Below are 23,590 nucleotides of genomic sequence, written 5' to 3'. Positions count from 1 at the left end.
TCGCGGGCCCCGGGGTGCAGGGGCCGGAGAGCGCGTGGGTGGGCACGGGGGCATTGACAGCCGGCCCGTGCGCGCTGGAGCGTGATGCACGCGGGCCACGAATCATCGCATCGCACCCGTCCACTAGCCGAGCGGCTGCGAATGACCAGTATGCGGATGGTGACGGGAGGGCACATGCGGTCGGAGCCGGAGTCGGAACGGGACCGGTCGGGCGACGGCCGAAGTCCCGGGTTGGAGGAACTGCTGGGCCGGGTGGCCCGCGGCGACCGTTCCTCGTTCGAGCAGGTCTACGAGCTGGTGGCGGCACGAGTCTTCGGCATGGTGGTCCGCGTTCTGCGCGATCGGGCGCAGAGCGAGGAGGTCGCGCAGGAGGTCCTCGTGGAGGTGTGGCGCAACGCCGCCCGCTACGAGCCCGGTCGCGGTTCGGCCATGGCCTGGATCATGACGATCGCCCATCGCCGCGCCATCGACAGGGTTCGCTCGGCCAGCGCGGTCACCGAGCGCGAGGACAGGGTCGCGCGCATGGACGTGCGCAGGCCCTTCGACGAGGTCGCCGAGTCGGTGGAGAACAGCCTGGAGCGTGAACGGCTGCGCAGGTGCCTGACGGGATTGACGGAGCTGCAACGGGAGTCGGTGACGTTCGCCTACTTCGGCGGTTACTCCTACCGTGAGGTCGCCGAGCTGCTCAAGGTTCCGCTCGGCACCGTGAAGGCCCGCATGCGCGACGGCCTCATCCGGTTGCGCGATTGCCTGGGAGTGGAGCGATGAACGGCGGGCAGGACGTGCACATGCTGGCGGGCGCCTACGCGCTGGACGCCATCGACGACGAGTTGGAGCGCAGGCGCTTCGAGGCGCACCTCGACGGGTGCGGCGACTGCGCGCAGGAGGTCAGAGGGCTCGCCGAGACGACCGCCCGCCTCGGCCAGGCGATGGCCCAGACGCCGCCGCCCGAGCTGAGGAGCCGGGTGATGGCCGAGATCGGCCAGGTGCGGCAGCTTCCTCCGGTCGTGGCGCGGCCGGGATCCCGCCACAGGTTCGCCCGGCGGAGGGTGGACGGACGGGTCGCCAAGGCGGTCGCCGCTGTGGGAGTGGCCGCGGCGGTCGCGCTGGGCGCGCTCGCCTACCAGGCCAGGACCGAGCTGGACGATCTGCGCGCGGCCAACAGGCAGGTGGAGGCGGTTCTGGCCGCGCCCGACGCGCGGCGGGCGAGCGTCAAGGAAGGGCAGGGCGTCGAAGGCACCGTGGTGCTCTCCCGCTCGACGGGGCGGATGGTGTTCATCGCCTCGGGTCTCGAGCCGCTTCCCGGTGACAAGACCTACCAGCTCTGGCAGCTCTCGCCTGGGCAGGCGCATCCGGCCGGGTTGCTGCGACCGGATGACAGCGGCTACACGGCGCCGACGCTGGCCGTACCGGTGTCGGGGGCGACGTCGGTCGGGCTGACCGTCGAGCCGGCGGGCGGCTCGGCCGCCCCGACCACGACTCCGCTGCTGGTGATGGACATCCCGGCCGCCTGACCTGGATGCCTGTCACCGCTCCGCATCGGTGGCAGGCCGATGGGCGAGGTAGGCCGAGGTCAGCGACGTGTGGTCACCGTCGAAGATCGCGATCGTGCCCGCGCGGGGCGCCAGCCCCGTGCCGCACCCGATCTCCAGCACGGTGGCCGTGGGCGCCAGCGCCCTCCAGCGGATGGCGCTGGTACCAGCTCGGACCGAACAGCCGGATCTCGTCGACCCCGCCGATCAGCGCCGTGAAGTGGGGCTGCTCACTGCGCGGACCTACCCGGGGCCCCGCCTGCCTCGCGGGGTCTTCCCGGCCCGCTCAGTCGAGGGCGACCGCGGACACCTTGGTGTGGATCTCGGACACCAGGAACAGCCGCTGCCCGCCGAGCCTGAACAGCGAGGTGTGGGCCAGCCCGATGAGGTCGCGCGAGTAAGCGGGCCCCATGGCGCCACCCGATCCGTCGGAGAGCTTCAGCCGGTACGGCTGGGGCGGCTCCTCGTAGGTTCCGTCCCGCATGACCACGACGGTCTCGCGGTCGATCGCGACGGGGATCGCGGTCGCCTCCTCGCCCAGGCTCCTGCTCCAGAGCAACTCGGCCTTCGGGAGGTCGATCGCCACGACGGCGTTGCTGGAGCGGTAGTCGTTGACCCTGCGCTCCTTCGTGATCGTCACCATGGTGCGGCCGGTGACGAGCGTCCTGAACCGGCCGCGATCGGTGCCGGTGAGACCCACGGCGGACATGTCGAGCGTGCCGTACTCGCCGGTCTGCGGGATCGTCGTGACCCGCTTCCCGTCCTTGCCGAGGACCAGGTAGCGCGGCTCGCCCATGACGGCGGCCAGCACGACGGGTTCGGCCGCGACCAGCCAGGTGGCCACGCCCGAGTCGCGGCCCACCTGCTCGGCGGTCAGGTCGGTCCGCCAGCGCCTGGCGCCGGTCGAGGCGTTCACGCCGAGCACCGCCACGGGGTAGGCCCTGTCACACGAGGCGAGCATGACGGCGCCGTCGGGCGCGGCCAGCACGTCGGTGAAGGCGCAAGAGCCACCGTCGCCCTTGCCGCGCGTGTCCTTGGTCTCCCAGCGTTTGGCGCCGTCCGCCAGGTCGTATCCGACGGCGCTGGAGCCGTATGCGACGACGACGGCCCGTCCCACGATCGCGAGTGAGGTCCGGTCGGGCGGGGACAGGCCGCCTCTGCGCAGTGAGCGGTAGTTGCCGGTGTCCCTGAGGTCGGCGCTCCACAACCGCGTGCCGGTGGCGAGGTCGACGAGCGTGATCGCCGTGCAGTCCACGTGCGTCATGCCCTGAACCACCTCCGATGCCCTGATGGAGCCGTAGGCCAGGACCGCCGTGCCGTTCTGGGACTCCTGGCCGACGCCGCAGAACTTCCCGCCGTCGGGAGGCGGCAGCTTCCAGCGCGGCTTGCCCGTCACGGCGGCGCGGGCGACCACGCCGGCGGCGTCCGCGCGGACGAGGAGTCCGGCGGCGAGCCACGAACCGAACGATCCCGCGTGTCCCCCGCGATCCCTGGCGGTGGCGGCCACCGCCCACGCCTGCTTGCCGGTCAGTTCGGCTCGCACGCTCGGGGAGGCCTGCGCCGCCGGCTCGTCGCGGGAGCCGCCGTCGGCCGGGGAGCCGGCGCCGCCGTCCCACGGGCGTGCGAGGACGACGACGGCTCCCGCCACCACGACCGCCAGGAGCACGACGCCGGCCAGGGCGGGAACGAGCCGGCCCCTGCCTCGGCGGGGCCCCTGCGGAGGTCGCGGATACGGAGGTCGCGGGTATGGAGGCTGTCGGTACGGCGGTCGCCGATCCCCCTGATGCACAGCAGTCACCTTAGTAACGGGACCGAGACAATGGGCTCAAGCGGGACCTCTTCCGCGAGCCGACCAGCGGACGCGCGGCGTCCCGTGCCCACCACCCGATACGGCTCGGCCGGCCGGCTGCCATGTGCGCGCGGCCGCCGCCGCGTCTACGGAGGGCAGGCGGTGGAGGGTGGCCGGCCGTCCTCGACTGTCGCGATGGGGTCGCCGGCGAGATGGCGCAGCGCGTCCCTCAGCACGGTGCGCGCGGTGTCGTCGAGCCCGGCCAGCAGCCGGTCCTCGATCGCCTGGATGGCGGCCCGAGCGGCCTGGAGCGCGTCGTTTCCCGTGGGGGTGACCTCGATGATGCGCGCCCGGCGGTCGGCCGGGTCGGGGCGGCGCTGGACCAGGCCGGCGCCTTCGAGCTCGTCCAGGATGACGACCAGCTTGCTCTTGTCGACCGATATGGCCTGAGCGAGGGCGAGCTGGGTGGGGGCGGGAGCCTCGACGACCGCCATCAGCACCGTGTAGCCCCACAGGCTCATCCCGTGCTCGACCACGGCCGCGGCCTCCGCCGTGGCCAGCCCCTGCTTGAGCCGGGCGAAAAGCCAGTGGAGGTCATCGTGCAACGAGCCGGCGGTCATGGCCCTCATAGTAGCAAGAACAAATCTTCTTGACTTGAAACCATCTTGTTCTATATTGATTTCAATCTCAGATCATCTGAAGCGAGGAGTAATTTTCGATGGACACTGATCTCAACGGCCGCGTGGTCATGGTCACCGGCGCGTCGAGCGGGATCGGCGCCGCCACCGCCCGCGCCTACGGGCGGGAGGGCGCCCGAGTGGCGATCACCTACCGATCCGGGAGGGACAAGGCCGAGAAGGTCGCGGCGGACGTCGAGGCGGCGGGCGGGCAGGCCCACGTCGTCCCCCTCGACCTGGACGATCCCCCGAGCATCGATCGGGCCGTCGCGGACGTCATCGAACACTGGGGCGGCATCGACGTCCTGGTGGCCAATGCCGTCCAATGGGGCGGTGACGGGCCGCCTGACCCGTCCACCAGGTTCGAGGACGTCCCGGTGGCGGCATGGGAGTCGATGACCCGGGCCAACCTGGTCGGGACCGCGGCCTCGGTGCGCGCGGTCCTGCCCGGCATGCGCGCGAAGGAGTGGGGCCGCATCGTGCTGATCTCCTCGGGCGTCGCCGAGGAAGGCCTGCCGGGACCAGGCCCCTACGGCACCGCCAAGGCGGGACTGTACGGGCTCGCCCGCGGCCTCGCGTGGAACGCCGGCAGGGACGGGATCCTGGTCAACGTCGTGGCGCCGGGCCTGACCCTGACCGAGAGCCGCCCCGGCATCCCGCAGGCCGTCCTCGACACGCTCGCCGCCGCCACCCCGAGCCGCAGGCTGTCCGACCCCGACGACGTGGCCAGGCTGATCGTCTTCCTGGGGTCGGGGGCCAACGGCAACCTCACCGGCGAGCTGGTCCGCGAAGGATCCTCAGCGGCCCGCGCGCCCCACATCGGCGGCTGACCCGACGCGCCCACCACCGGCCCGGCGGGCGACGTCCCCCGCCGCGAAGACTCTCGGAGCGGCCGCCGGGCACGGGTCGACGCTCACCCTCATGACGGGCTCCCCCTTCACCAGGCGACCGGCAGCGCGTGCACGCCGTAGACGGCCATGTCCGTGCGCAGCGGGATCTCCTCGCCGTCCGCCGCGAGACGCAGGCCGGGGAAGCGGCGCAGCAGGGCGTAGGCGAGACGCATCTCGATCCTGGCCAGCTGCCGGCCCAGGCACTGGTGGATGCCGTGGCCGAAGGCGAGGTGTCCCGGGCCTGCTCTCCGGGTCGAAGGACTCCGAGCCGGCGATGCGGCCCACCCCCGTCCGCAGCAGGCTGGTCGCGGCGGTCCCCGCCCTGCGGGCGCGGTGAACGGGTTCCAGATGCTCGACACGTCGGCGCCCGCCGGGTCGCGACCTCGGGGACACAATTCCTTACAGCGTAATGTATTCTCTTCCTCGGGAACGGCTTACGCCGTATAGAGATCATGGAGAGGACGAGCACATGCCATCCGCGACCCTTCACGACGGATCCACGATCGAGATGGAGATCCACGGCGCAGGACCGACCCTCCTCCTGCCGGTCAACCCCGCGCCGGCGGAGGAAGGCCCCCAGGCCGAGGAGATGCGCAAGTGGGGCGCCGACCCCTCTCTCGGCCACTCCCTCATCACCGGGCTGAGCGACGCGTTCCGCGTCGTGGCCTTCGACTACGAGGGGCACGTCCTGAGCGTGCCGAAACCCGGCACGCTCACCCCCGACAACATCGCGGCGGATGTGCTCGCCATCGCCGACGCGGCGGGCGCCGACCGCTTCGCCTACTACGGGTACTCGTGGCTGGCCGTGCTCGGCATCCAGCTCGCGATCCGCACCGATCGCCTCACGGCGCTCGTCCTCGGCGGCTACCCGCCCGTCGACGGGCCCTACGGCGACATGCTCAAGGTGACCACCGCCGCCCACCGGATGGCCGTCGACAAGCCGGAACCGGCGTCCACCAAGGGGGAGCCGGGCGACTGGTCGAGCGTCACGGTGTCGATGTCGCACGACCAGACCCGCCAGTTCATGACGCTCTACCTGGCGCTGCGGGACTTCGACGACCGGGCCGCCCAGGACCGGATCACCTGCCCCAGGCTGTGCTTCGCCGGGTCGGCCGACACGATCGTGTACGGGCCCGAATGGGGGGACGCGCGCGTGGACATCGCCGGGCCCGTCCTCGCCGGGCGGGCCGAGCTCCAGCGGCTCGGCTGGCAGGTGCGCGTCCTCGACGGGCTCGACCACATGCAGGCCATGCAGGCGGGCCAGGTCCTTCCCGTCATCAGGCCGTGGCTGGCCGCCGAGCTCTCGTCAGTCGCGGGCTGACACCACGCGCCCCTGGCCGGAGGACCCGGGCGCGACCTGGTCGCGCCCGGGTTCGGCGAGGATGGCCGTCGTCGGGAGGCGGGCCTCCACCAGGGTGCCGCCGCCTCGACGGGAGGTGATGACGCAGGAGCCGCCGAGCTCCGCCGCGCGCTCGCGCATCGACGACGTGCCGACGCCTGCCCTGCCGTCAGGACGCAGGCCCACGCCGTCGTCCTCGACGCCGACCACGAACTGCGCCGCCTCGCGGACCAGGGCGATCCTCACCGTGGAAGCCCCCGCGTGCCGCCGCACGTTCGTGACCGCCTCCTGCGTGATCCGGTACGCGGCCACCTCGACGGCCGCCGGCAGGTCGCCGAGCTCGCCGTCCACCGTCACCTCGACGGCCGTCCCCGCCTCGCCGATCGTGGCCAGCGTCGCCTCCGCGAGCTGCCGCACCGCCTCCGCCAGGCCGAGGTCGTCGAGCGCGGGCGGCCTCAGGCCGTACACCAGCTCGCGGATGTCGCCCGTGACCGCCTCCATCCCGGAATGCAGGTCCTTGAGCAGGTCGTCCGCGGTGCCGGGGGCGCGCTTGATGCTGATGCGGGCGATGTTGATCGTCATGGCCATCGCGCCCAGTGTCTGTCCGAGCCCGTCGTGCAGGTCGCGGCGCAGCCGCCGGCGTTCCTCCTCGCGGGCGGCCAGGATGCGCTCCCTCGAGCGCTGCAGATCGGCGGCCATACGCGTGGCGTGCGCCACGTCGGCGACGTACGGCAGCAGCGTCGCGATGACCCGCTCGTCGTGCGCGGCGGCGAACCTGCGCGCCCCCGGGCGGCCGATGAACAGGTGGCCGACCGGCTCGCCGTGCCAGACCAGGGAGATCTCGCGCGGTGCGGGGCCGGTGTCGCCGCTCTGGACGGACAGGCCGCCGGTCACCCTTACGGCCGCGCCGTCCACCGCCAGCCCGTCGCGCACGACCTCGACCACCACGCCCAGCGCCTCGGCAGGATCGGCCCGCCTGACCTCGTGCGTGAGCCGTTCGGCCAGGAGCCGGGGGTCGCCGACGGGACCGTACATCAGCCGGTCCACCGCCCGTTGCAGGGCGCGGCGCATCGGCTGGAAGAACGCTCCTGAGAACAGCGCCGCGGCGAGCCCCGCGACCTGGTGGTACTCGGCGACCAGCAGGCTCGACACGGCGCCCACGCCGAAGTAGACGCCGCTGACCGCCGCGATGAGACCCGCGGCCACGAAGGCGCGGCTGATGACGGTGTCGATGCCGAACAGCCGGTATCGCAGCACCGACGCCATGACGGCGACGGGGATCAGCCCGGTCCAGACGACGGCCGGCGCCCAGTAGTCGTCGCCGAGCAGCAGGAAGACTATGTAGATCGCGAACGCGACGAGCGGCCAGGCGATCTGGCGCCGGGTCGCGGGGTCGCCCCTGCGAAAGCGGGTGACGAGCGCGAGCAGTGCCACGACGACGCACACCTCCATGGCGAGGTAGGCCGCCTCGTAGAGCTGGGCGTGGACCGGCGCGAGCGCCTCGATCTTCAACGGGTTGGGGATGACCGTGGGACGCGGCAGCGCGGCGGGAGGGGGCTTGGGCCGGACGGCGAGGAGGAAGGCGAGCGTGGCGAACACGACCGTGCTCACCACGAGATGCACCCTCCACCGGGGCGAGGGCAGCCTGCCGTCCGGCGAGAGCAGCGGCACCAGCATCGCGAGTGTCCCGCCGCCCAGCGCCCACGCGGTGGTCGAGACGATGCGCAGCACGCCCGCCGCGTCCAGCGATCCCGCGCCCGCCGCGTGGAACATCAGCATCGCGGTGGCGACGCTGATCGCGGCGGCGAAGCCACCTGCGCACATGAGCCAGCCGACGACGAGCCGCGGCCGCCGCGACACCACGAAGGCGCCGACGAGAGGGAACGCGAGCCCGGCCGTGTGGTCGGGCGTGGCGGGGACGTTGGGCCGCCATGCCGCGGGCAGCCGCGCCTGGATCAGGAACGCCGCCACCACGGCGAACAGGGACATGACCGCGACACTCCACGCGACGACGCGCGTCCACGCAGCTCCCCGACCTTCCACCCGGGGATTATGTCCGGAATGAGGCGGCGCCCGCCAGCCAGGGCGCGCCACCGCTTCCGGACGGCGCGAGCGCCCAGGTCAGTCCCTCCCCTGCCAGGTCGTCACGCAGGCCTCGTTGCCCTCAGCGTCGGCCAGGACCCAGAAGGCGGGCGCCGCTGTGTCGGACAGCAGCACGCCGCCGGCCGCCAGCGCGGCCTTGATGCGGAGTGGGGCCTCGTCGTGCGGGACCGAAATGTCGAAGTGGATCCTGTTGCGCTGCGGCCGAGGCGCGTCCATCTGCTGGAACCAGATCGCGGGTCCCTGTCCGACGGGGTCGACGAGGGGATCCTCGGGCCCTGACGCGCCCGCCTCGTCGGTGTAGCCCATCACGGCCTTCCAGAACGGGCGGATCCCGGCGATGTCGAGGGCGTCGATCGCGATCTCGACGATCTGCACCGACCGCGGGCCCTGGTCGCCGATCTCGGCGTCGGCGCGCAGCCCCAGCTCGCTCACGGCCGCGGAGATCCGGCGGGCGAGCTCGACCTCCAGCGGCGTCACCCAGCCCGTGGCGAGGGACTGGAGCGTGAGGACCACCCGATCCGCGCGCACGTCCATCCACAGGCTTTCGTCGCCGTCACCGCCCGCCGTGGCCGCAGCGCGGGCCGCGACCTCGGCCGCCTGTGCCAGCGACCTCACGGGCACCGACGTGCGCGCGGCTCCCAGCACGAAGCGCCAGCCCGAGCCGCCGATCGCGTCCGAGATCTCCCGCCTGCTCAGTCTCAGTGTCATGGCGACATGATCCCAGCGGCTCAGGCGCCGGCGACCTCGTCGTAGGTGAGCCGGGACTTCGCCACGTACTCGCGGTGCTCCTCGGCCCACCTGATGAGCGAGCTGACCTCGACCGACAGCGTCGCGCCCGCGGGCGTCAGCTCGTAGTCCACCCTCGGTGGGGACGTCGGCGTCACGGTCCTGGCCACCAGCCCGTCTCGCTCCAGGCTTCTCAGTGTCAGGGTCAGCATCCGCTGGGAGATCCCCTCGACGGCCCGCCGTAGCTCGGAGTAGCGCCGGGGCCCGGTGCCGAGCAGCGCCATGACCAGCACGCTCCACTTGTCGCCGACCCTGTCGAGAACGTCGCGCAGCTCGCAGGTCGCGGGCAGGTCGCGCACATCGATGTGCGTAGGGCTGGGCAATGTGCCGTCTTCCGTCATCCCGGCATTGTGCAACAGACTCAAGGCACGCACAAGAAGTAACCAACGCACAGAAGGTAAGGATGGATCGGATATGAGAGCGGTAGCGTTCCACGACTTCGGCGCCACCCCCACGAGCGTCGAGCTGCCCGTGCCCCAGCCCGCGGCGGGCGAGGTGCTCGTTCAGGTCACGGCCTCCTCCGTCAACGGGTTCGACCTGGCCGCACTGGGCGGCTACCTCAAGGGGGTGTACGAGTACGAGTTCCCCGTGGTGATCGGCAAGGACTTCGCCGGCAGGGTGGCGGCGACGGGCGAAGGAGTGACAGGACTGGCCGTCGGCGACGAGGTGTTCGGCGTCGTCCTGCGACCCACGCTCGGGCAGGGCGGCTTCGCCGAGTACGTGGCGGTGACCGCGGACCACGGCATCGCGCCCATCCCCGACGGGCTCGACCACGCCCGGGCGGGGGCGCTCGGGCTGGCGGGCACCGCGGCGCTCAACGCGGTCGACGCGGTGGCTCCGCTCGCGGGGGAGACGGTGCTCATCTCGGGCGCGACCGGCGGCGTCGGCGCGTTCGCGATCCAGCTTGCCGCCGCCCGCGGCGCCACCGTCATCGCCACCGCCGCCCCCGGCGAGCAGACCGCGTTCGTGACAGCGCTCGGTGCCCGCCACGCCGTCGACCCCGCCGACCTGGCCACGCGGGTGCGCGACCTCGCGCCTGACGGCGTGGCCGCCGCACTGCATCTCGCAGGGGACGGCGACGCGGTCGCGGGACTGCTCGCCCCAGGTGGCCGGTTCGTCTCCACCATGCACCACGTCCCCGACACGACCGAGCTCGGCATCACGGCGAGCACGGTCATGGCCGCCCCGGACAGGGCGACGCTCGGCAGGCTCGCCGCCGACGTGGTCGCGGGCCGCCTCCGTGTCCCCGTCGCCAGGGTCTACCCCCTGGAGGAGAGCGGGCGCGCCATCGCCGACTTCACCGGCGGGACGCTGGGCAAGCTCGGCATCACCATCTAAATGACCGCATTCGTCCGAGCATGACCAGGTACGGGAGCTATTTGACCGGTATTTATCGATCACGTGATTGGCCGCGCAGATGCCAGATCCTAATGTCACGTGTATGACGTCAGGAAGAGGTGGTGAGCGGGAGCGCATTCTCCAGGCCGCGACCAGGCTCTTCGCCGCGCTCGGCTACGACGCGACCGAGATCGTCCAGATCGCGGAGGCGGCGGGACTGAGCACGAAGGCCGTGAGCTCGCAGTTCGGCGCCAAGCGGGATCTCTACCTCGCGGTCATGGAACGCGCCCACGCCTCACACGCGGCCGTCGTGGAAGAACGGGTCAAGGCCCTGCAGGCCGCCCCGCCCGCGGAGAAGGTGGCCGCGGTGCACCGGTTCATCGACGCCTACATCGACTTCGCCGCCGAGCATCCCGAGGTGCCCGCTCTCTGGATGCACCGGTGGCTGGCCGACGCCAGCGACGCAGGCAACCTCGAGGCGGAGTACGTGCAGCCGCTGGCCGAGTTCGCCATCGAGAACATCATCCCCGCCACGGAGGCGGAGGACGCCGACGTGCACTACACGATCAACACGCTCGTCTGGTGCGTGCACGGATTCGTTCTCAGCGGGGTGTTCGACGCGGCCGGACGGCGGCGGGGCGCCGACGACCCGCGCGCGATGCGGCGCTTCCGCGCTCACATGCACCAGATGATCCACCGCACTCTCGGCCTGCCGGGGTCCCCTCCCCCGGCCCGCTGAGGATCCCGCCGTCCGTTGAGGATCCCTCTGCCCGTTGAGGATCTCGGCGTCACTTGAGGATCTCGGCGAAGGCCTCGACGAACGGGCGCTGCTCCTGGCCGACGTGGTGCAGGTAGATCTCGTCGAACCCCTGCTCGCCGTACGAGTGCAGGAGTTCCGCGTGGCGGCCCACGTCGGCAGAGACGTGCACGACCTCGGCCACCTTCTCGGGCGGGACGTCCTCGGAGACGATGTCGAACAGCTCCACGCTGTCCAGGTCCCAGCAGACCGGCGGCGGGAAGACGTTCGAGCGCCACTGGTCGTGGGCCAGCGACAGCGCCTCCTGCTCGGTGGGAGCCCAGCTCAGATGAACCTGTACCCGCAGCGGGCCGCGCCCGCCCGCCTCCCTGTAGGCCCGTGCCACACCCGCCGCCTGGGGCCCGCCCACGGTGATCAGCCCGTCCGCCCATTCGGCGCACCAGCGCGCGGTCGGCTCGCTCACCGCCGCGCCGACGAGTGCGGGCGGGTCGGCGGGCAGCGTCCACAGCCTGGCCCTGTCCACCGTGACGAGCCCGTCATGAGTGACCTCCTCCCCCGCCAGCAGCGCCCTGATCACGTCCACGCACTCGCGCAGCCGCGCGTTGCGCACCTGCTTGCGCGGCCACCGCTCACCGGTGATGTGCTCGTTGGACGCCTCGCCGCTCCCGAGCGCCGCCCAGAACCTGCCTGGATACATGGCGGCGAGAGTGGCGACGGCCTGTGCGATGATCGCCGGGTGGTAGCGCTGACCTGGGGCGTTGACCACGCCGAACGGCAACGACGTGCGCTCGAGCGCGGCGCCGAGCCAGGACCAGGCGAACCCCGACTCACCCTGCCGGGCGCTCCACGGCGAGAAGTGGTCCGACGACATTGCCGCGCCGAAGCCGGCCTCCTCCGCGGCCGCGACCGCGTCGAGGAGCGCCCTGGGCGAGACCTGCTCGTGCGAGGCGTGGAATCCGTAGGTAGGCATGGAGCCCCTGCTACCCGATCACGTTCGCGGCGAACCTCGTGGGCCGTTGGCCTCGCGCTCGTCGCCCTTCAAGGGGGATGCTGGGTAGATGGCCGCATCCTCACGTTCGTGACATGGGAGGCGTCATGAATACCAAGGAGTGGACCGTCAAGATCCTCATCAGCGAGGACGACGAGGACAAGCGCACCTCGGCCACGGCCGTGCTGTACGCGCCCGACAACCGACGGCACGAGAGCGTCGGCTACGCCCGCCGCAACCCCGACGACCGGCCCGTCCCCGAGATCGGCGACGAGCTGGCGGCGGGGCGCGCGCTGATGGACCTGGCCGACAAACTCCTCGGCGACGGCGCCGAGGACATCGCCGAACTCTCGGGCCCTGCCCGAGCCGTCTGACGTTCGCCCGGCGCAGCCTCGAGGCGGGCCCCACCACCTGGCCGCCCGCCTTGTCGGCCTGCCCCGGCGACAGGGCCGGACGGTGAGGCTCAGGCCCGGATGGGCGCGCCGACCGCGTGCAGGTGCCTGAGCATCTCCCTGTACGACTCGATCAGCCCCGTCTCGTAGTACGGCACGTCGATCTCGGCGCAGTGCCGCCGGACGATCGCCTGGGCCAGGCGCAGGTGCGGCGTCGGCATGTTCGGGAACAGGTGGTGCTCGATCTGGTAGTTCAGGCCGCCCATCGCCACGTCGACGAACCGGCCGCCGCGCACGCCGCGGGTGGTCAGCACCTGCCTGCGCAGGTAGTCCAGCTTCTCTCCCGGCTTCAGCGTGGGCATGCCCTTGTGGCCTGGAGCGAACACCGATCCCATGTAGACGCCCCAGAGCCCCTGGTGCACGGCGAAGAAGAGCAGCGCCTTGAGCGGAGAGAGCACCAGGAACAGCGCGCCGAGGTAGCCGAAGACGTGCAGCATGAGCAGGGCGCCCTCGACGAGCCGGTGCTTCGTGTTCGGCCTGAACAGCGCCCGGAAGCCGGAGACGTGCAGGTTCAGGCCTTCGAGCAGCAGCAACGGATAGAACAGGAACGCCTGGCGGCGGCCGACGAACCTGGCGACCCCCCGGCTCACCCTGGCCTGGTCCGTGGACCACACCAGGATGTCGGGAGAGACGTCGGGGTCCAGCTCCTCGTGGTTGGGGTTGGCGTGGTGCCTGGTGTGCTTGTCCATCCACCAGCCGTATCCCATGCCCACGAGCAGGTTGCCGGCGACCCACCCGGCCAACCGGCTCGGGCGTTCGGTGCGGAAGACCTGGCGGTGGGCGATGTCGTGCCCCAGCAGCGCCACCTGGGCGAACACGATCGCGAAGAAGGCGGCCACGAGGATCTGCCACCAGGAGTCTCCGAGCGCGACGAAGGCGGCCAGTCCGCCGGCGTACAGGCCGCCGACCGCGACCATCCTGGCCGCGTAGTAGCCGGGCCGCCGCCGCATCAGCCCCGCCGCCGTCACGCGCTGGAGGAGCCGGGCGTAGTCGCTGCCGGTCGCGGGCCTGGCAGTCTGGTCAATGGTCATAGGGGCGAGTCTGTAGAAGATCCCGCACCCGGAGAATGCCGCTGTCCCCCGCGTGGGCAGGGGGGCCAGCACTACCGGCAGAGGAAGGCGAGGGCGTCGCGGGCGAAGCGCCTGTCGGTGAACGTGGCGTTGTGACCGCGGTTCTCGTACACCACGAGCCGGGCACGGGGAATGCCGTCGACGGTCTCCCTGGCCAGCTCGAGCGGGTAGACCAGGTCCTTCGCCCCCTGGATCAGCAGCGTGGGGGCGCTGATCCCGCCCAGTCCGGCGCCCAGGTCGAACCCGTCTTCGGCGTGCAGGACGGCGACCGCGTCGGTGCGGTCACCACGCGCGCCGTCCGACAGCCACAGCAGGGGCCGCAGCAGGAGCCTGCCCAGCGGCGAGGTGGTGACGATGTCGGCCAGCGCCGGGCTGGGACGCCGTCCGTCCAGGGCACGTGTCATGTAGGCGCGCTGCGCCCGGCGGCCGAGGGGGCCGAGGGTGCGTGCCGTACCGCCGAGGACCAGGCGGTCGACCAGCGCCGGGTGGTCGGCGGCGAGCTGCAGCGCGATGGACCCGCCGGTGGAGATGGCCAGCACGGGCACGGGGCCCTCGAACGCGGCGGCGAACCGCTCGGCGTACACCTGCGCCAGCTCGGGCATCGTGATCGTGGCAGGCAGCCCCACGGGCCGGTTGACCAGGCGCACGTCGAAGCGGGCGGCGAACGGCCGCAGCATCCGCATGGCCGACCAGCGGGCGCTCCCGGTGATCTCACCGCCCCGAGGAGTGAACAGCAGGACGGCCAGCGGCGACGCGCTCATGAGGTCAGCCCTTCGGTCACGGCGTCGATGAGCCGGTCCATCACCGCGGGGTAGAGCTCCTTGTCCAGGTGGTCGGCGTGCAGCGGGGTGAGCAGCACCGCGCGGAGGACGCCCAGCAGCACTTCAGGGTCGCCGTCGAGGTGGTCGCGCAGGAAGTCCAGCAGGCCGCCCATCGGACCGCCGGCCGCCACCGCCATGCGCTCGGGGGTGAGCCTGGCGGCGACGGCGGCCATCTCCTCGGGGTGCGCCATGAGCCTGCGGTAGAGCGGGTTGGCGTTCAGCTCGGCGACGGTGGCCCGCAGGAAGCGGCGCAGCGCGTCGCGCGGGTCACCGCCGCCGAGCAGCGCCTCGTCGATGAGACGCCGTCTGACCTGCTCGTTCTGTCGGAGCGCGGCCTCGAAGTAGAGGTCCTCCTTGGAGGGGAAGAAGGCGTAGAGCGAGGTCTTCGCGATCCCGGCGGGAGCGGTCAGCTCCTCCAGCGAGGTCTTGCGCAGTCCCTGCGTGGCGAACAGACGCGTGGCGGTGTCGAGCAGGCGCTCGGTGATCCGCTCCCGTTCCCCTTCGGTGAAGGCGGCCGGCATGGCTATCTCCATATGAACAAAATGGTTTTTCGTTCATAGTAGCTCCTACGCGTCCGGCCGCGGTCAGCCTAGGGGCGCTCGGGCGAACTCCCTCATGCCCTCCCCGAACCCGATGGCGGCGGTGAACCCCAGTTCCTTGCCCGCGAGGGACGGCGAGGCCACGATGTGGCGCACGTCGCCGAGCCGGTACTCCCCCGTCGTGACCGGCTCGGGCCCGCCCCGCTCGGCGGCCAGCGCCGCGGCCATCTCACCCACGGTGTGCGGCTCGCCGCTGGCGACGTTGTAGGCGGCCAGCGTGCCGGGTCTGCCCGCGTCGAGCGCGGCCACGTTCGCCCTCGCCACGTCGCGTACGTGCACGAAGTCGCGGCGCTGCCCGCCGTCCTCGAAGACCCTCGGCGCCCTGCCCGCCTCCAGGGCGGAACGGAAGATCGCCGCCACTCCCGAGTACGGCGTGTCCCTCGGCATGCGCGGGCCGTACACGTTGTGATAGCGCAGCGCCACCGCCACGCCGCCGGTCTCCCTGGCCCAGTTGGCGGCCAGGTGCTCCTGGGCGAGCTTGGTCGTGGCGTAGGCGTTGCGCGGATCCATCGGCGCGTCCTCCCCGATCGACGCGGATGTGAGCGCCGCTCCGCATCGTGGGCAACGCGGCTCGAAGAAGCCCCGTACCAGGTCGTCCTCCGCGCGGGCGGCCGGACGGACCGCGCCGTGCTCGGCGCAGTCGTAGGCGCCCTCGCCGTACACCACCATCGACGAGGCGAGCACCAGCCTGCCGACACCGTGCCTCGCCATCGCGGCCAGGAGGACGGCGGTTCCGTACACGTTGACGGCGGCGTAGTCGGGCAGGTCGGCCACGTCGACGCCCAGCCCGACCTTGGCCGCCTGATGCACGACGACCTCCGCGCCGGGCATCAGCCTGTCCACGGCCGCACCGTCCCTGACGTCGGCGCCCGCCCGCAGGTCGAGGCCGGCCACCTCATGGCCGGCCTCGGTCAAGGCCTCGGCGACGTGACTTCCGATGAACCCGGCCGAGCCGGTGAGCAGTACCTTCACGCCGCCGAGACTAAGCCGATCCCTCTCTCCGGGGCAGTACCCGGCGAAAGACGTCAGCGGACGGTAAGGACCGGGCGGTACGGCGAGCGCCGAACCGCCCGGGTGGAGCTATCCGCAGTGCTCGAAGGGGCTGTCGTAGACGGACGAGCCCGCCTTGCCGCCCCACTTGACGCACTTGTCGGCCGCGCTGGCGCGCACCGGGCCCGCGTAGTACTCGAAGCTGCCGCTGTCGGTGACGCGTGCCTTGCCCTGCACCTCCAGGTAGGCGGTGGTGGCGGTGGGCGTGCCGAGCGAGGTCTTCTTGATCGTGGCGACGCAGTTGTTGCCGTTGCCCGAGTTGTACAGCAGGTAGACCGTGCCCGCCGTGCCCAGGGCCGCCGAGTCGATCACCTTGTAGCCGCTGCCGCACACCGACTCGGCGGTGTGCGGGTTGCCGCCGCCGCTTCCGCCGGTGACGTACTGCATGTACTTGGTCCAGTCCCAGTTCGGGCCAGGGTCGGTGTGGTCGGACTCGGGGACCTGGTTGTGCCCGACGATGTGGGTGCGGTCCTTGGGGATGCCGTACCGGTCGGCGATGTTGCGGGTCAGCGCCGCCGAGGCCCGGTACATCGAGTCGGTGAACCAGGAGGCGTTGTTGACGTAGCCCTCGTGCTCGATGCCCACCGAGCGCCTGTTGTAGGTGCCCGCGTGGAAGGCCCTGTCCTTCTCCCTGACCATCTGCGTGATGTCGCCGTCGGAGGAGCGGACGACGTAGTGCGCCGACGTGGGATCCGGCCTGGGACCGGTCTGGAACCAGGAGATCGTCCCGGCGTAGGAGCCCTGGGCCACGTGGATGACGATGCGGTCGATCACGTCGCTGGTGGGACGGTTGGAGACCGCGTAGTTGCTGCTGTGGGCGGGCACCCAGTGGGCCGACGGGTAGTCGACGGCCGCGGCGGCCAAGCTGCGGTTCAAGTCCTTGGCCTTGGCGTACGTGCCCCGGTCGGGCTGGACCGAGCGCGGCTGCACGGTGACGGTCTCGCCGTCGGGCGTGTCGGCGTCGACACCCTTGCCCAGCAGGTCGTAGACGGTGTCGGCGTACAGCCTGGCCACGTCGGGCGAGGCGGCGTTGCCGTACTTGGCCACCGCCGGGTACCACTTGGCCGCGTCCTTGCGTGCCGTGGCGTCCAGGCCGAGCTCGTCGGCGTAGGCGCGCAGGACGGCCGCGCCGCCGGCGATGTTGGCCGCGTCGTCGGCTTTCAGCGCGGAGGCGGGCTGGTTCGTCAGCGTGGCCGCCCGCTCCAGCGTGTGGACGGTGGGGTTGCTGACCAGGTGCATCACGCCGTAGCCGCCGCTCGCGCTGGGCTCGCCCTTATGCCCGTCGAGGTGGGTCTCGGCGTAGGCGAGGGTGACCAGCAGGTCGCGCGGGACCTCATAGGTCGTGGCCGCGCGGGCGAACGCGTCGGTCATGGGATCGGCGGCGACGGCGTTCGCCGGCTGTCCCATCAGGAGGGAAAGGGGGATGAGCGAGCCGGTCAGCAGGGCAGCCGAACGGCGGAGTCGAGCCTTCACAGGTTCTCCTCGGAGGATGGGGGGTCGATCGAAGAAGCCGGCTCCCGCGCGGGGAGCCGGTGCTCGCGCGTCAACTGCCGCAGTGCTCGAAGGGGCTGTCGTAGACGGCCGAGCCGACCTTGCCGCCCCACTTGACGCACTTGCCGGGGGCGCTGCCGCGCACGGGGCCGGCGAAGTAGGCGAAGTTGCCGGTGTCGGCGGCGCGGGCCTTGCCCTGCACTTCGAGGTACGCGCTGACGGCGGTGGCCTGGCCCAGCGAGGTCTTCTTGATCGTGGCGACGCAGTTGCTGCCGTTGCCCGAGTTGTACAGCAGGTAGACGGTGCCGGCGGTGCCCAGGGCGGCCGAGTCGACGACCTTGTAGCCGCTGCCGCAGACGGACTGCGCGGTGTGCGGGTTGGTGCTGCCGCCGCCCCCTCCGCCGCCGCACTTGTTCTTCGACGTGAGGGTCTGCACGCCGGCCTGGTAGTTGAAGGTGGACCCGTTGAAGACGGCCTTGCGGATGTTTCCGGGGTAGCCGGTGCCCTGGCGCACCTCATAGTGCAGGTGCGGCGAGATGTTGTTGCCGGGCCTGCTGGTGTTGCCCACCGTGCCGATCTTCTGGCCCTGGGCGACGTGGGCGCCCGCGCTGACGGAGCGGTTGGTCAGGTGCGCGTAGAAGGTCTGCCAGCCGCCACCGTGGTCGATCTTGACCAGGTTGCCGAAACCGTTGAGGGACCCCTGGTGGGAGGAGATGACGACGGTGCCCGCCGCGGCGGCGACGACGGTGTCACCGCGGTCGGCGTCGGGCGTGCTGCCCCTGTTGAAGTCGATCTCGTAGGCCCTGTGCGCGCTGCTGCCGATGTTCTTGCCGGTCCAGGTCTGGCCGCAGGGGAAGGGGAGCTGGAAGTTGGTCGACGCCATGAGGGTCACCGACCGCTCGGCCACGTTGACCTCGTTCGGCGGGTCGTTGTTCTCGTCGGGCGTGGCGGTCGGGGCGGGCGTGGGGGTCTGCGTGGAGGTGGGGCTCGGCGAGGGGCTGGCCGGTGGGTTCGCGGCGGCCGCGGCCGTCGCGCCGGTGAGCCCGAGGATGCCGGGTAACAGGACACATCCAGCAGTGATCATCAGCTTGAGTCTCACGTTGATCCTTTCTGGATGCCGGTGGGCGTGCGGCCCCGCCGGCATGGAAGAGGTCGGCCGTCGCATCGCGCATGAGGTGCGGATTTCCGGCCATTCACCCGCCGATGCGCGTCGCACATCGTGCGGAGGAGCCCGTCACGGATGTCTCACCGTTCAGGGTGGCGTTGGCTCCTGAGCTGAAGTGGTGATCAGCTTGCCACGCCCTCACCAGAAAAGGGGAGATATCAGGCCAATTTGCTTACCGAAGAGGCGAATACGAGCATTCGGACCGGCTCCTGCCTGCGGAGACGCAAGATTTTTCGTCTGGGCGCCGTGCCCTGGCCGCGGGCATGCCGGAGCGGGCCTCCGCGCCGGTCGTGAGCGCGCGGCGCGAAGGCCCGGATACGGCGGGCGGTCAGCCCGCGAGCAGCTTGTCCGCCGGGATGATCTGGCGCGGAATGCTCGGGCTCGACCAGCGCAGTTCGGCGATGGCGTCGTAGCCCTTGTCGTAGAACTCCATCGTGATGTCGTGCGCACCCGCGCTCAGCGCGATCTGTCCGGTGTCGTCACGCTTGGAGTGGTCGGTCCAGTTGTCGACGAGCAGCGTGCCGTCCACCCACAGCCGCACGCCGTCGTCGCTGGTGGTGATGAAGGTGTAGGTCTCCGCCCTGTCGGCGACGACCTTGCCCGTCCAGCGCGCGCTGAAGGTGTCGGGCGCGATGGCAGGATCAGGGCCGCCCGAGCCCCAGTCGAAGTTCACGGTGGCGTCGATCCTGCTCACCTTGGGTCCGGTGAGGTCGAGGTTGTCGAAGTAGGTCGCCGACAGCCCCTGCTGGTCGATCACCAGGGTGGTCACCGATCCCGGGGGCAGCGTCACGGTGGACTTTCCTGCCGCGATGGCCGCGGTCCCGGTCTTGTGCGGGACCCAGGCGTCCGACGTGCTCCGCCAGATCGCCGCGGTGCCCGCGGTCACCCCGGTGAGCGCGAGGGCCGCCTCGACGGGCTCGGTGCCGACGTTGACCATGACCACGTTCTTGGCGTGGTCGGAGGCGAACACGTGCAGCTTGTCGCTGGTGGCGCCCGCCTGCACGATCGTCGTGCCGAAAGGCCTGAAGAGCCCCTCGCCGGTGTACATCCCGATGCCGTGGTAGATGGGCAGCGGGTCGCTGCGCGGGATGCCGCCCTCGCCCTTCGTGCTGGTCAGGCCGAGCTGGCCGTTCTTGTCGCCGTACTGGAAGGCGCCGGCGCCCGCGTGCAGCATCTGCCCGAGCGCCGCCGCTCCCCACACCGTGTTGAAGTGCGTCAGCGTACGGTGCCCGTCGTCGTCCTTGAAGTCGGAGTTGAACTCGCCGATCTGCAGCGGGATCGGGTGGCCGAGGATCGACTCGGCCAGGCCGCTCACCTGCTTGATGTCGGTCTCGTACGAGCGGATCACCTCACCGAGGAGCTTCTCGTCGGTGATGGGCTCGTCGCCGTTGCCGTAGTCGTGGTAGTCGAGGAAGTCGACCCGGTCGCCGGCACCCTGGAGCAGAGCCCTGATGTGGTCGAGGTCGTTCCACGCCGTGGCGGGGCCGCCCACCTTCACCGCGGGATTCTCGGCGTGCAGGGCGTCAGCGATCATGGTGAAGCGCCTGGTGTACTCCGCGGCCGGCATCTCCGGCTTGTCCGGTGTGCAGGCGCAGTTGAGCTCGTTGCCCAGGATGAAGCGCTGGAGCGGCCTGCCCGTGGCGGCGAAGTGCCGGTACAGGGCCACGGCGTCGTCGCGGTTGACCTCCGCGGTCTGCCGCCCGTCCACCTGGAGGATGACGACGGGTTCGGCGCCCAGGTCCCGGATGGCGGCGATCCAGGCGTCGCCGGTCACCTCCGTGGCGCACTTGTAGCCGCCGCATACGATGGGGCTGGCGTGGTTGCCCGGCTCCTGGTAGTGGAGCTCTATCCGCATCCGGCCGACCCCGAGCTTGCGCAGGTGGTCGCGGTGCTTGCTGTCGTTGGTGATGTACGAGCCCTCGCCGTACCCCGTGATCGAGACGCCGAAGTCGGCGGGAGAGATCGTCCTGATCGGCTTGGTGAAGTCCACCGAGACGGTGGCGGCCACGGCCGCCCCCGCCGGTGCGCCCGCCGGCCAGATCACCGCGGCGGCGGCTAAACCGCTCGCGAGAACGGCGCGCAGCGTACGCCGTGCCAGTGCACTCATCCTTCTCCTGTCAGAAAAGTCCACAAGATCCCGTGGATCATGACATAGCCGGATGACCAAGGAGTTACATGTGAAGGATTTCCTGTTCGGCTACTCTCCGCGACATTTCCACTACCTCGCCACTCCGGCGAACACGCCGTGATCGGCCGCTGACCACGCGTTCGCGCTGCCCGGCAGGGACGGGCTCAGGCCGGCCTCGCCTCGGGGTAGGCGCCGCGGATGTCACTGAGCGCGATCTCGGCGGCCCTGCGCATGGCGGCGACCACCTGCTCGGGCGGGTCGGCCCGCTGTACCGTGACGATGGCGGCCGCGGTGACGGCGCCCACGACCGCCCCGACCACGGCCGCCGCCGCGACCGGATCGAGCGTGCCGGGATAGGCCTTGCCCAGCGCGTCGGCGATCGCCGTCTGCGCGTCGGCGAGCCGCTGAAGCATCCGCGCACGCACCTCGGGAACCGACAGGATGAGCCGCACGCGCGTGTAGGCCAGGCCGCTGGCCAGCCCGGTGTCGCCGACATGGGCGATCATCTCGTCGACCGCTCGCAGGAGGAGGTCCGCGGCGTGCTCGCCGGGCGGGCGGTCCTCGACGATCCGCAGGCCGGCCGCCACCCGCTCCTCCGTGTCGGCCAGGAGCAGGTCCTCCTTGGTGGGGAAGTGAAGGAAGAAGGTCCTGGTGGACACGTCGGCGTCGGCCGCGATCCGCGCGACCGTGGTCCGCTCGTAGCCCTCGCTCTCGAACAGTTCCAGCGCCGCCGCGATCAACGCCTCGCGGGTGCGCTGCTTCTTGCGTTCCCTCAACCCCATGCCGCAACGTTACTACATGAGATGAATCAATGCATTGACTGCACTAATGCAGATGATGTAGCCATAGAGCCATGGACAAGCGCACCTATGTGGTCACCGGAGCCGCCTCGGGGATCGGCGCGGCCACCGCGACCCTCCTGACGAAGACCGGCGCGAGAGTGATCCGATGCGACCTTCGCGACGCGGACGTCGCGGCCGATCTGGCCACGCCCTCAGGACGGGACCGGCTCGTCGCCGAGGTCACCGCGGCCGCCGACGGGGTGATCGACGGACTGGTGGCCGTGGCCGGCATCGGCGCGGCCGATCCCGTCACGGTCCGGCTGAACTACTTCGGCACGATCGCCTGCCTGGAAGGCCTCCGGCCGCTGCTCACCGCCTCCGCGCGCCCGCGGGCCGCCGTCGTCTCCTCGCTGAGCGCGATCGTCGCCGCGGACGAGGCGATCGTGCGGGCCTGCCTCGCCCACGACGAGAGCGCCGCGGCCGCCGCCGCGGAGGCGGCCGTCCTCACAGGCCAGGGACGGATCGTGTACCCCTCCACCAAACGGGCGCTCGACATCTGGCTGCGCCGCACGGCCCCTGGGCCCGGCTGGGCGGGTGCGGGGATCCCGCTCAACGCGGTCGCGCCCGGCGTGGTCGACACCCCCGCCGCCCGGACCATGGTCTTCGAAGACCCCGCGACCGCCGAGGCCGTCCAGGCCATGATGCCGCAACCGCTCGGCTTCCCCGGCCCTGTCGACGCCGTGGCCTCCCTCCTCGCGTGGACCGTGAGCGAGGCCAACTCCTTCATGACCGGCCAGGTGCTGTACATCGACGGCGGCGCGGAGGCACTCCTGCGCGGGGAGGCGACCGTCGAGGCTGGTTAGGGTGGCCCAGACCGGCCGAATCGGAAGGACCGCCCATGCTGAGCCTGACGCGGACCGACGTCGAGAGCCTGCTCGACGCGACCGACTACATCGATCTCGTCCAGGACGCCTTCGCCGCCCCGCCTGCGTTGCGTGGGACGGGAAAGGGCCGCCTGGACGCCGACGAGATCATCGTGTTCGACTCGACCGGCACCGCCGTTCAGGACGTGGCCGCCGCCCGGGCCCTCTACGCGGCGGCCCTGAGCCGTGGCGCCGGAACCGTGCTGCCCCTCTGGGACTGACCCGGCTCAGGCCGGCGGGCGACAAGCGACGGGCCGCAAGTGACGGGCGGCTCAGCCGCCGCCGTGCAGCCGCCGGCGCAGCGCGAGGTACTCCCTGCCCTCCCCGGTGATCGTCACGTAACGCCTGAGGTCGAACTCCTCGTCGCGGCCGGCGTGGTCCTGCGGGATCGCGTTCAGTCCCCTGAGGTCCGTCGGTTCGATGAACCCCATCGCGTCCAGGCGCTCCAGCTCCAGTTGCAGTTTGCGGTCCTGCCTGAACCTGACCCAGGCGGGCTCCTGCCCCGCCAGCTTGCTCAGGTGGTCCCACTCGTACTTGGTCACCACGCCGGTCAGCGCCACCCGCAGCGCCTCGACCTCGGATTCCAGCGCGCTCTGCCTGGCCTCGGCCCTGGCCAGGCGGGCGCTGACCCCGCCGGACCCGACGGACAGGTCCGTGATCGAGTAGGAGGAGGCCGACAGCCAGACGCCCGCGAGGAGGGCGAGCGCCAGGATGATCTCGGGGACGCCGAGCCTGTCGCCCTCGGGCACCAGTCCCAGCGGGACGGCCAGGACGTAGGCGAGATACGCCGCGGCGATGACCGCCGCGCAGGCCATGCCCAGGCGGCGCAGCGCCGTCTCCACCATGGGTCCACCTCCGGCCGAGGAGCGGCGGCCGCCCGGCCGCCCTGCCCACAGGCTCGTCTCGCGGG

25 protein-coding genes and 1 pseudogene are annotated in these 23,590 nt (G+C 71.4%); 9 read left to right on the top strand and 17 right to left on the bottom strand.

All coding sequences use genetic code 11. From position 1 onward, the window contains the following. The first annotated feature begins 174 nt into the window (after positions 1-174). The gene (sigK, locus tag AC3EO4_RS33910) at positions 175-768 is read left to right on the top strand and encodes an ECF RNA polymerase sigma factor SigK (protein ID WP_379570056.1); all 594 of its coding nucleotides are present in this window, start codon (positions 175-177) and stop codon (positions 766-768) included. Further along, the gene (locus AC3EO4_RS33905; RefSeq protein ID WP_379570058.1) at positions 765-1,514 is read left to right on the top strand and encodes an anti-sigma factor; all 750 of its coding nucleotides are present in this window, start codon (positions 765-767) and stop codon (positions 1,512-1,514) included. Before sigK ends, AC3EO4_RS33905 begins: the two co-directional genes overlap by 4 nt. Positions 1,515-1,526: 12 nt before the next feature. Here the strand turns inward: AC3EO4_RS33905 and AC3EO4_RS33900 are convergent, their stop codons facing one another. The 3 genes from AC3EO4_RS33900 to AC3EO4_RS33890 all read right to left on the bottom strand — a co-directional run bounded on the left by AC3EO4_RS33900 (position 1,527) and on the right by AC3EO4_RS33890 (position 3,941). Further along, positions 1,527-1,655, bottom strand: a complete 129-nt coding sequence (locus tag AC3EO4_RS33900) for a hypothetical protein (RefSeq protein ID WP_379570060.1) — start codon at positions 1,653-1,655, stop codon at positions 1,527-1,529. Between the two features lie 163 nt (positions 1,656-1,818). Then, positions 1,819-3,198 carry an outer membrane protein assembly factor BamB family protein gene (locus AC3EO4_RS33895; protein WP_379570062.1) on the bottom strand — a complete coding sequence of 460 codons (1,380 nt, stop codon included), beginning with the start codon at positions 3,196-3,198 and terminating at the stop codon, positions 1,819-1,821. A 269-nt stretch (positions 3,199-3,467) separates the two neighbouring features. Then, entirely contained in the window at positions 3,468-3,941 is a 474-nt protein-coding gene (locus tag AC3EO4_RS33890) for a MarR family winged helix-turn-helix transcriptional regulator (RefSeq protein ID WP_379570064.1), read from the bottom strand. Between the two features lie 98 nt (positions 3,942-4,039). On the opposite strand from AC3EO4_RS33890, the gene AC3EO4_RS33885 reads away from it, so the two are divergent. Further along, positions 4,040-4,828, top strand: a complete 789-nt coding sequence (locus AC3EO4_RS33885; protein WP_431899461.1) for an SDR family NAD(P)-dependent oxidoreductase — start codon at positions 4,040-4,042, stop codon at positions 4,826-4,828. Between the two features lie 107 nt (positions 4,829-4,935). Here AC3EO4_RS33885 and AC3EO4_RS33880 read toward each other — a convergent pair. After that, positions 4,936-5,136 (bottom strand): annotated as a pseudogene (locus AC3EO4_RS33880) (cytochrome P450); the annotation flags it as partial. Positions 5,137-5,357: 221 nt separating this feature from the next. On the opposite strand from AC3EO4_RS33880, the gene AC3EO4_RS33875 reads away from it, so the two are divergent. Next, entirely contained in the window at positions 5,358-6,209 is an 852-nt protein-coding gene (locus AC3EO4_RS33875; protein ID WP_431899460.1) for an alpha/beta fold hydrolase, read from the top strand. Here the strand turns inward: AC3EO4_RS33875 and AC3EO4_RS33870 are convergent. From AC3EO4_RS33870 to AC3EO4_RS33860, 3 genes are all read right to left on the bottom strand, one after another. Continuing rightward, complete coding sequence (locus tag AC3EO4_RS33870; protein ID WP_431899458.1) at positions 6,195-8,216, bottom strand: sensor histidine kinase; 2,022 nt, start codon at positions 8,214-8,216, stop codon at positions 6,195-6,197. The genes AC3EO4_RS33875 and AC3EO4_RS33870 overlap by 15 nt on opposite strands. 132 nt (positions 8,217-8,348) lie before the next feature. After that, positions 8,349-9,038: a VOC family protein gene (locus tag AC3EO4_RS33865; RefSeq protein ID WP_431899456.1), complete on the bottom strand. Its 690-nt coding sequence runs from the start codon at positions 9,036-9,038 to the stop codon at positions 8,349-8,351. 20 nt (positions 9,039-9,058) lie between these two features. Continuing rightward, positions 9,059-9,457, bottom strand: a complete 399-nt coding sequence (locus AC3EO4_RS33860; protein WP_379570072.1) for a winged helix-turn-helix transcriptional regulator — start codon at positions 9,455-9,457, stop codon at positions 9,059-9,061. Between the two features lie 73 nt (positions 9,458-9,530). Between AC3EO4_RS33860 and AC3EO4_RS33855 the strand changes: the two genes are divergently transcribed. Together AC3EO4_RS33855 and AC3EO4_RS33850 are read left to right on the top strand one after the other, a co-directional pair. Beyond that, positions 9,531-10,454, top strand: coding sequence for an NADP-dependent oxidoreductase (locus AC3EO4_RS33855; RefSeq protein WP_431899455.1), 924 nt, complete (start codon positions 9,531-9,533; stop codon positions 10,452-10,454). A 103-nt stretch (positions 10,455-10,557) separates the two neighbouring features. After that, positions 10,558-11,193, top strand: a complete 636-nt coding sequence (locus AC3EO4_RS33850; protein WP_379570076.1) for a TetR/AcrR family transcriptional regulator — start codon at positions 10,558-10,560, stop codon at positions 11,191-11,193. Between the two features lie 49 nt (positions 11,194-11,242). Here the strand turns inward: AC3EO4_RS33850 and AC3EO4_RS33845 are convergent, their stop codons facing one another. Next, positions 11,243-12,181, bottom strand: coding sequence for a TIGR03885 family FMN-dependent LLM class oxidoreductase (locus AC3EO4_RS33845; protein WP_379570078.1), 939 nt, complete (start codon positions 12,179-12,181; stop codon positions 11,243-11,245). Between the two features lie 125 nt (positions 12,182-12,306). On the opposite strand from AC3EO4_RS33845, the gene AC3EO4_RS33840 reads away from it, so the two are divergent. Then, positions 12,307-12,573, top strand: coding sequence for a DUF1876 domain-containing protein (locus AC3EO4_RS33840; RefSeq protein WP_379570080.1), 267 nt, complete (start codon positions 12,307-12,309; stop codon positions 12,571-12,573). Between the two features lie 89 nt (positions 12,574-12,662). Here AC3EO4_RS33840 and AC3EO4_RS33835 read toward each other — a convergent pair whose 3' ends face one another. The 8 genes from AC3EO4_RS33835 to AC3EO4_RS33800 form a co-directional block, all read right to left on the bottom strand. After that, positions 12,663-13,682: a fatty acid desaturase family protein gene (locus tag AC3EO4_RS33835; protein ID WP_431899452.1), complete on the bottom strand. Its 1,020-nt coding sequence runs from the start codon at positions 13,680-13,682 to the stop codon at positions 12,663-12,665. A 71-nt stretch (positions 13,683-13,753) separates the two neighbouring features. Further along, positions 13,754-14,482: an alpha/beta fold hydrolase gene (locus AC3EO4_RS33830; protein ID WP_431899451.1), complete on the bottom strand. Its 729-nt coding sequence runs from the start codon at positions 14,480-14,482 to the stop codon at positions 13,754-13,756. Then, entirely contained in the window at positions 14,479-15,075 is a 597-nt protein-coding gene (locus AC3EO4_RS33825; protein ID WP_431899449.1) for a TetR/AcrR family transcriptional regulator, read from the bottom strand. Before AC3EO4_RS33825 ends, AC3EO4_RS33830 begins: the two co-directional genes overlap by 4 nt. Before the next feature lie 51 nt (positions 15,076-15,126). Further along, positions 15,127-16,104 (bottom strand): NAD-dependent epimerase/dehydratase family protein, encoded by a 978-nt coding sequence (locus AC3EO4_RS33820; protein WP_431899624.1) that lies wholly within the window; start codon positions 16,102-16,104, stop codon positions 15,127-15,129. Between the two features lie 117 nt (positions 16,105-16,221). Beyond that, positions 16,222-17,664, bottom strand: a complete 1,443-nt coding sequence (locus tag AC3EO4_RS33815) for an N-acetylmuramoyl-L-alanine amidase (protein ID WP_431899447.1) — start codon at positions 17,662-17,664, stop codon at positions 16,222-16,224. A gap of 70 nt (positions 17,665-17,734) precedes the next feature. Next, positions 17,735-18,781 (bottom strand): M23 family metallopeptidase, encoded by a 1,047-nt coding sequence (locus AC3EO4_RS33810; RefSeq protein WP_431899446.1) that lies wholly within the window; start codon positions 18,779-18,781, stop codon positions 17,735-17,737. A gap of 394 nt (positions 18,782-19,175) precedes the next feature. After that, a complete protein-coding gene (locus AC3EO4_RS33805; protein WP_431899444.1) occupies positions 19,176-20,954 on the bottom strand; it encodes a PA14 domain-containing protein in 1,779 nt (592 codons plus the stop codon). 185 nt (positions 20,955-21,139) lie between these two features. After that, the gene (locus AC3EO4_RS33800) at positions 21,140-21,757 is read right to left on the bottom strand and encodes a TetR/AcrR family transcriptional regulator (RefSeq protein WP_431899442.1); all 618 of its coding nucleotides are present in this window, start codon (positions 21,755-21,757) and stop codon (positions 21,140-21,142) included. 71 nt (positions 21,758-21,828) lie between these two features. On the opposite strand from AC3EO4_RS33800, the gene AC3EO4_RS33795 reads away from it, so the two are divergent. Together AC3EO4_RS33795 and AC3EO4_RS33790 are read left to right on the top strand one after the other, a co-directional pair. Then, positions 21,829-22,620 (top strand): SDR family oxidoreductase, encoded by a 792-nt coding sequence (locus AC3EO4_RS33795; protein WP_379570098.1) that lies wholly within the window; start codon positions 21,829-21,831, stop codon positions 22,618-22,620. A gap of 35 nt (positions 22,621-22,655) precedes the next feature. Further along, complete coding sequence (locus AC3EO4_RS33790) at positions 22,656-22,901, top strand: hypothetical protein (protein ID WP_379570100.1); 246 nt, start codon at positions 22,656-22,658, stop codon at positions 22,899-22,901. A gap of 51 nt (positions 22,902-22,952) precedes the next feature. Here AC3EO4_RS33790 and AC3EO4_RS33785 read toward each other — a convergent pair whose 3' ends face one another. Continuing rightward, the gene (locus AC3EO4_RS33785) at positions 22,953-23,525 is read right to left on the bottom strand and encodes a hypothetical protein (RefSeq protein WP_431899439.1); all 573 of its coding nucleotides are present in this window, start codon (positions 23,523-23,525) and stop codon (positions 22,953-22,955) included. Positions 23,526-23,590 lie beyond the last annotated feature (65 nt).

Source organism: Nonomuraea sp. bgisy101 (assembly GCF_057708945.1).
The sequence above is the reverse complement of the archived record's forward strand: the minus strand, read 5'-3'. Positions and strand labels throughout refer to the sequence as shown.

Coding starts and splice junctions, on each gene's coding strand:
- AC3EO4_RS33885 (WP_431899461.1), top strand. CDS start 4,040: ATGGACACTGATCTCAACGGCCGCGTGGTCATGGTCACCGGCGCGTCG.
- AC3EO4_RS33795 (WP_379570098.1), top strand. CDS start 21,829: ATGGACAAGCGCACCTATGTGGTCACCGGAGCCGCCTCGGGGATCGGC.
- AC3EO4_RS33875 (WP_431899460.1), top strand. CDS start 5,358: ATGCCATCCGCGACCCTTCACGACGGATCCACGATCGAGATGGAGATC.
- AC3EO4_RS33825 (WP_431899449.1), bottom strand. CDS start 15,075: ATGGAGATAGCCATGCCGGCCGCCTTCACCGAAGGGGAACGGGAGCGG.
- AC3EO4_RS33905 (WP_379570058.1), top strand. CDS start 765: ATGAACGGCGGGCAGGACGTGCACATGCTGGCGGGCGCCTACGCGCTG.
- AC3EO4_RS33800 (WP_431899442.1), bottom strand. CDS start 21,757: ATGGGGTTGAGGGAACGCAAGAAGCAGCGCACCCGCGAGGCGTTGATC.
- AC3EO4_RS33790 (WP_379570100.1), top strand. CDS start 22,656: ATGCTGAGCCTGACGCGGACCGACGTCGAGAGCCTGCTCGACGCGACC.
- AC3EO4_RS33860 (WP_379570072.1), bottom strand. CDS start 9,457: ATGACGGAAGACGGCACATTGCCCAGCCCTACGCACATCGATGTGCGC.
- AC3EO4_RS33830 (WP_431899451.1), bottom strand. CDS start 14,482: ATGAGCGCGTCGCCGCTGGCCGTCCTGCTGTTCACTCCTCGGGGCGGT.
- AC3EO4_RS33865 (WP_431899456.1), bottom strand. CDS start 9,038: ATGACACTGAGACTGAGCAGGCGGGAGATCTCGGACGCGATCGGCGGC.
- AC3EO4_RS33840 (WP_379570080.1), top strand. CDS start 12,307: ATGAATACCAAGGAGTGGACCGTCAAGATCCTCATCAGCGAGGACGAC.
- AC3EO4_RS33805 (WP_431899444.1), bottom strand. CDS start 20,954: ATGAGTGCACTGGCACGGCGTACGCTGCGCGCCGTTCTCGCGAGCGGT.
- AC3EO4_RS33855 (WP_431899455.1), top strand. CDS start 9,531: ATGAGAGCGGTAGCGTTCCACGACTTCGGCGCCACCCCCACGAGCGTC.
- sigK (WP_379570056.1), top strand. CDS start 175: ATGCGGTCGGAGCCGGAGTCGGAACGGGACCGGTCGGGCGACGGCCGA.
- AC3EO4_RS33835 (WP_431899452.1), bottom strand. CDS start 13,682: ATGACCATTGACCAGACTGCCAGGCCCGCGACCGGCAGCGACTACGCC.
- AC3EO4_RS33850 (WP_379570076.1), top strand. CDS start 10,558: ATGACGTCAGGAAGAGGTGGTGAGCGGGAGCGCATTCTCCAGGCCGCG.
- AC3EO4_RS33845 (WP_379570078.1), bottom strand. CDS start 12,181: ATGCCTACCTACGGATTCCACGCCTCGCACGAGCAGGTCTCGCCCAGG.
- AC3EO4_RS33870 (WP_431899458.1), bottom strand. CDS start 8,216: ATGTCCCTGTTCGCCGTGGTGGCGGCGTTCCTGATCCAGGCGCGGCTG.
- AC3EO4_RS33785 (WP_431899439.1), bottom strand. CDS start 23,525: ATGGTGGAGACGGCGCTGCGCCGCCTGGGCATGGCCTGCGCGGCGGTC.
- AC3EO4_RS33890 (WP_379570064.1), bottom strand. CDS start 3,941: ATGACCGCCGGCTCGTTGCACGATGACCTCCACTGGCTTTTCGCCCGG.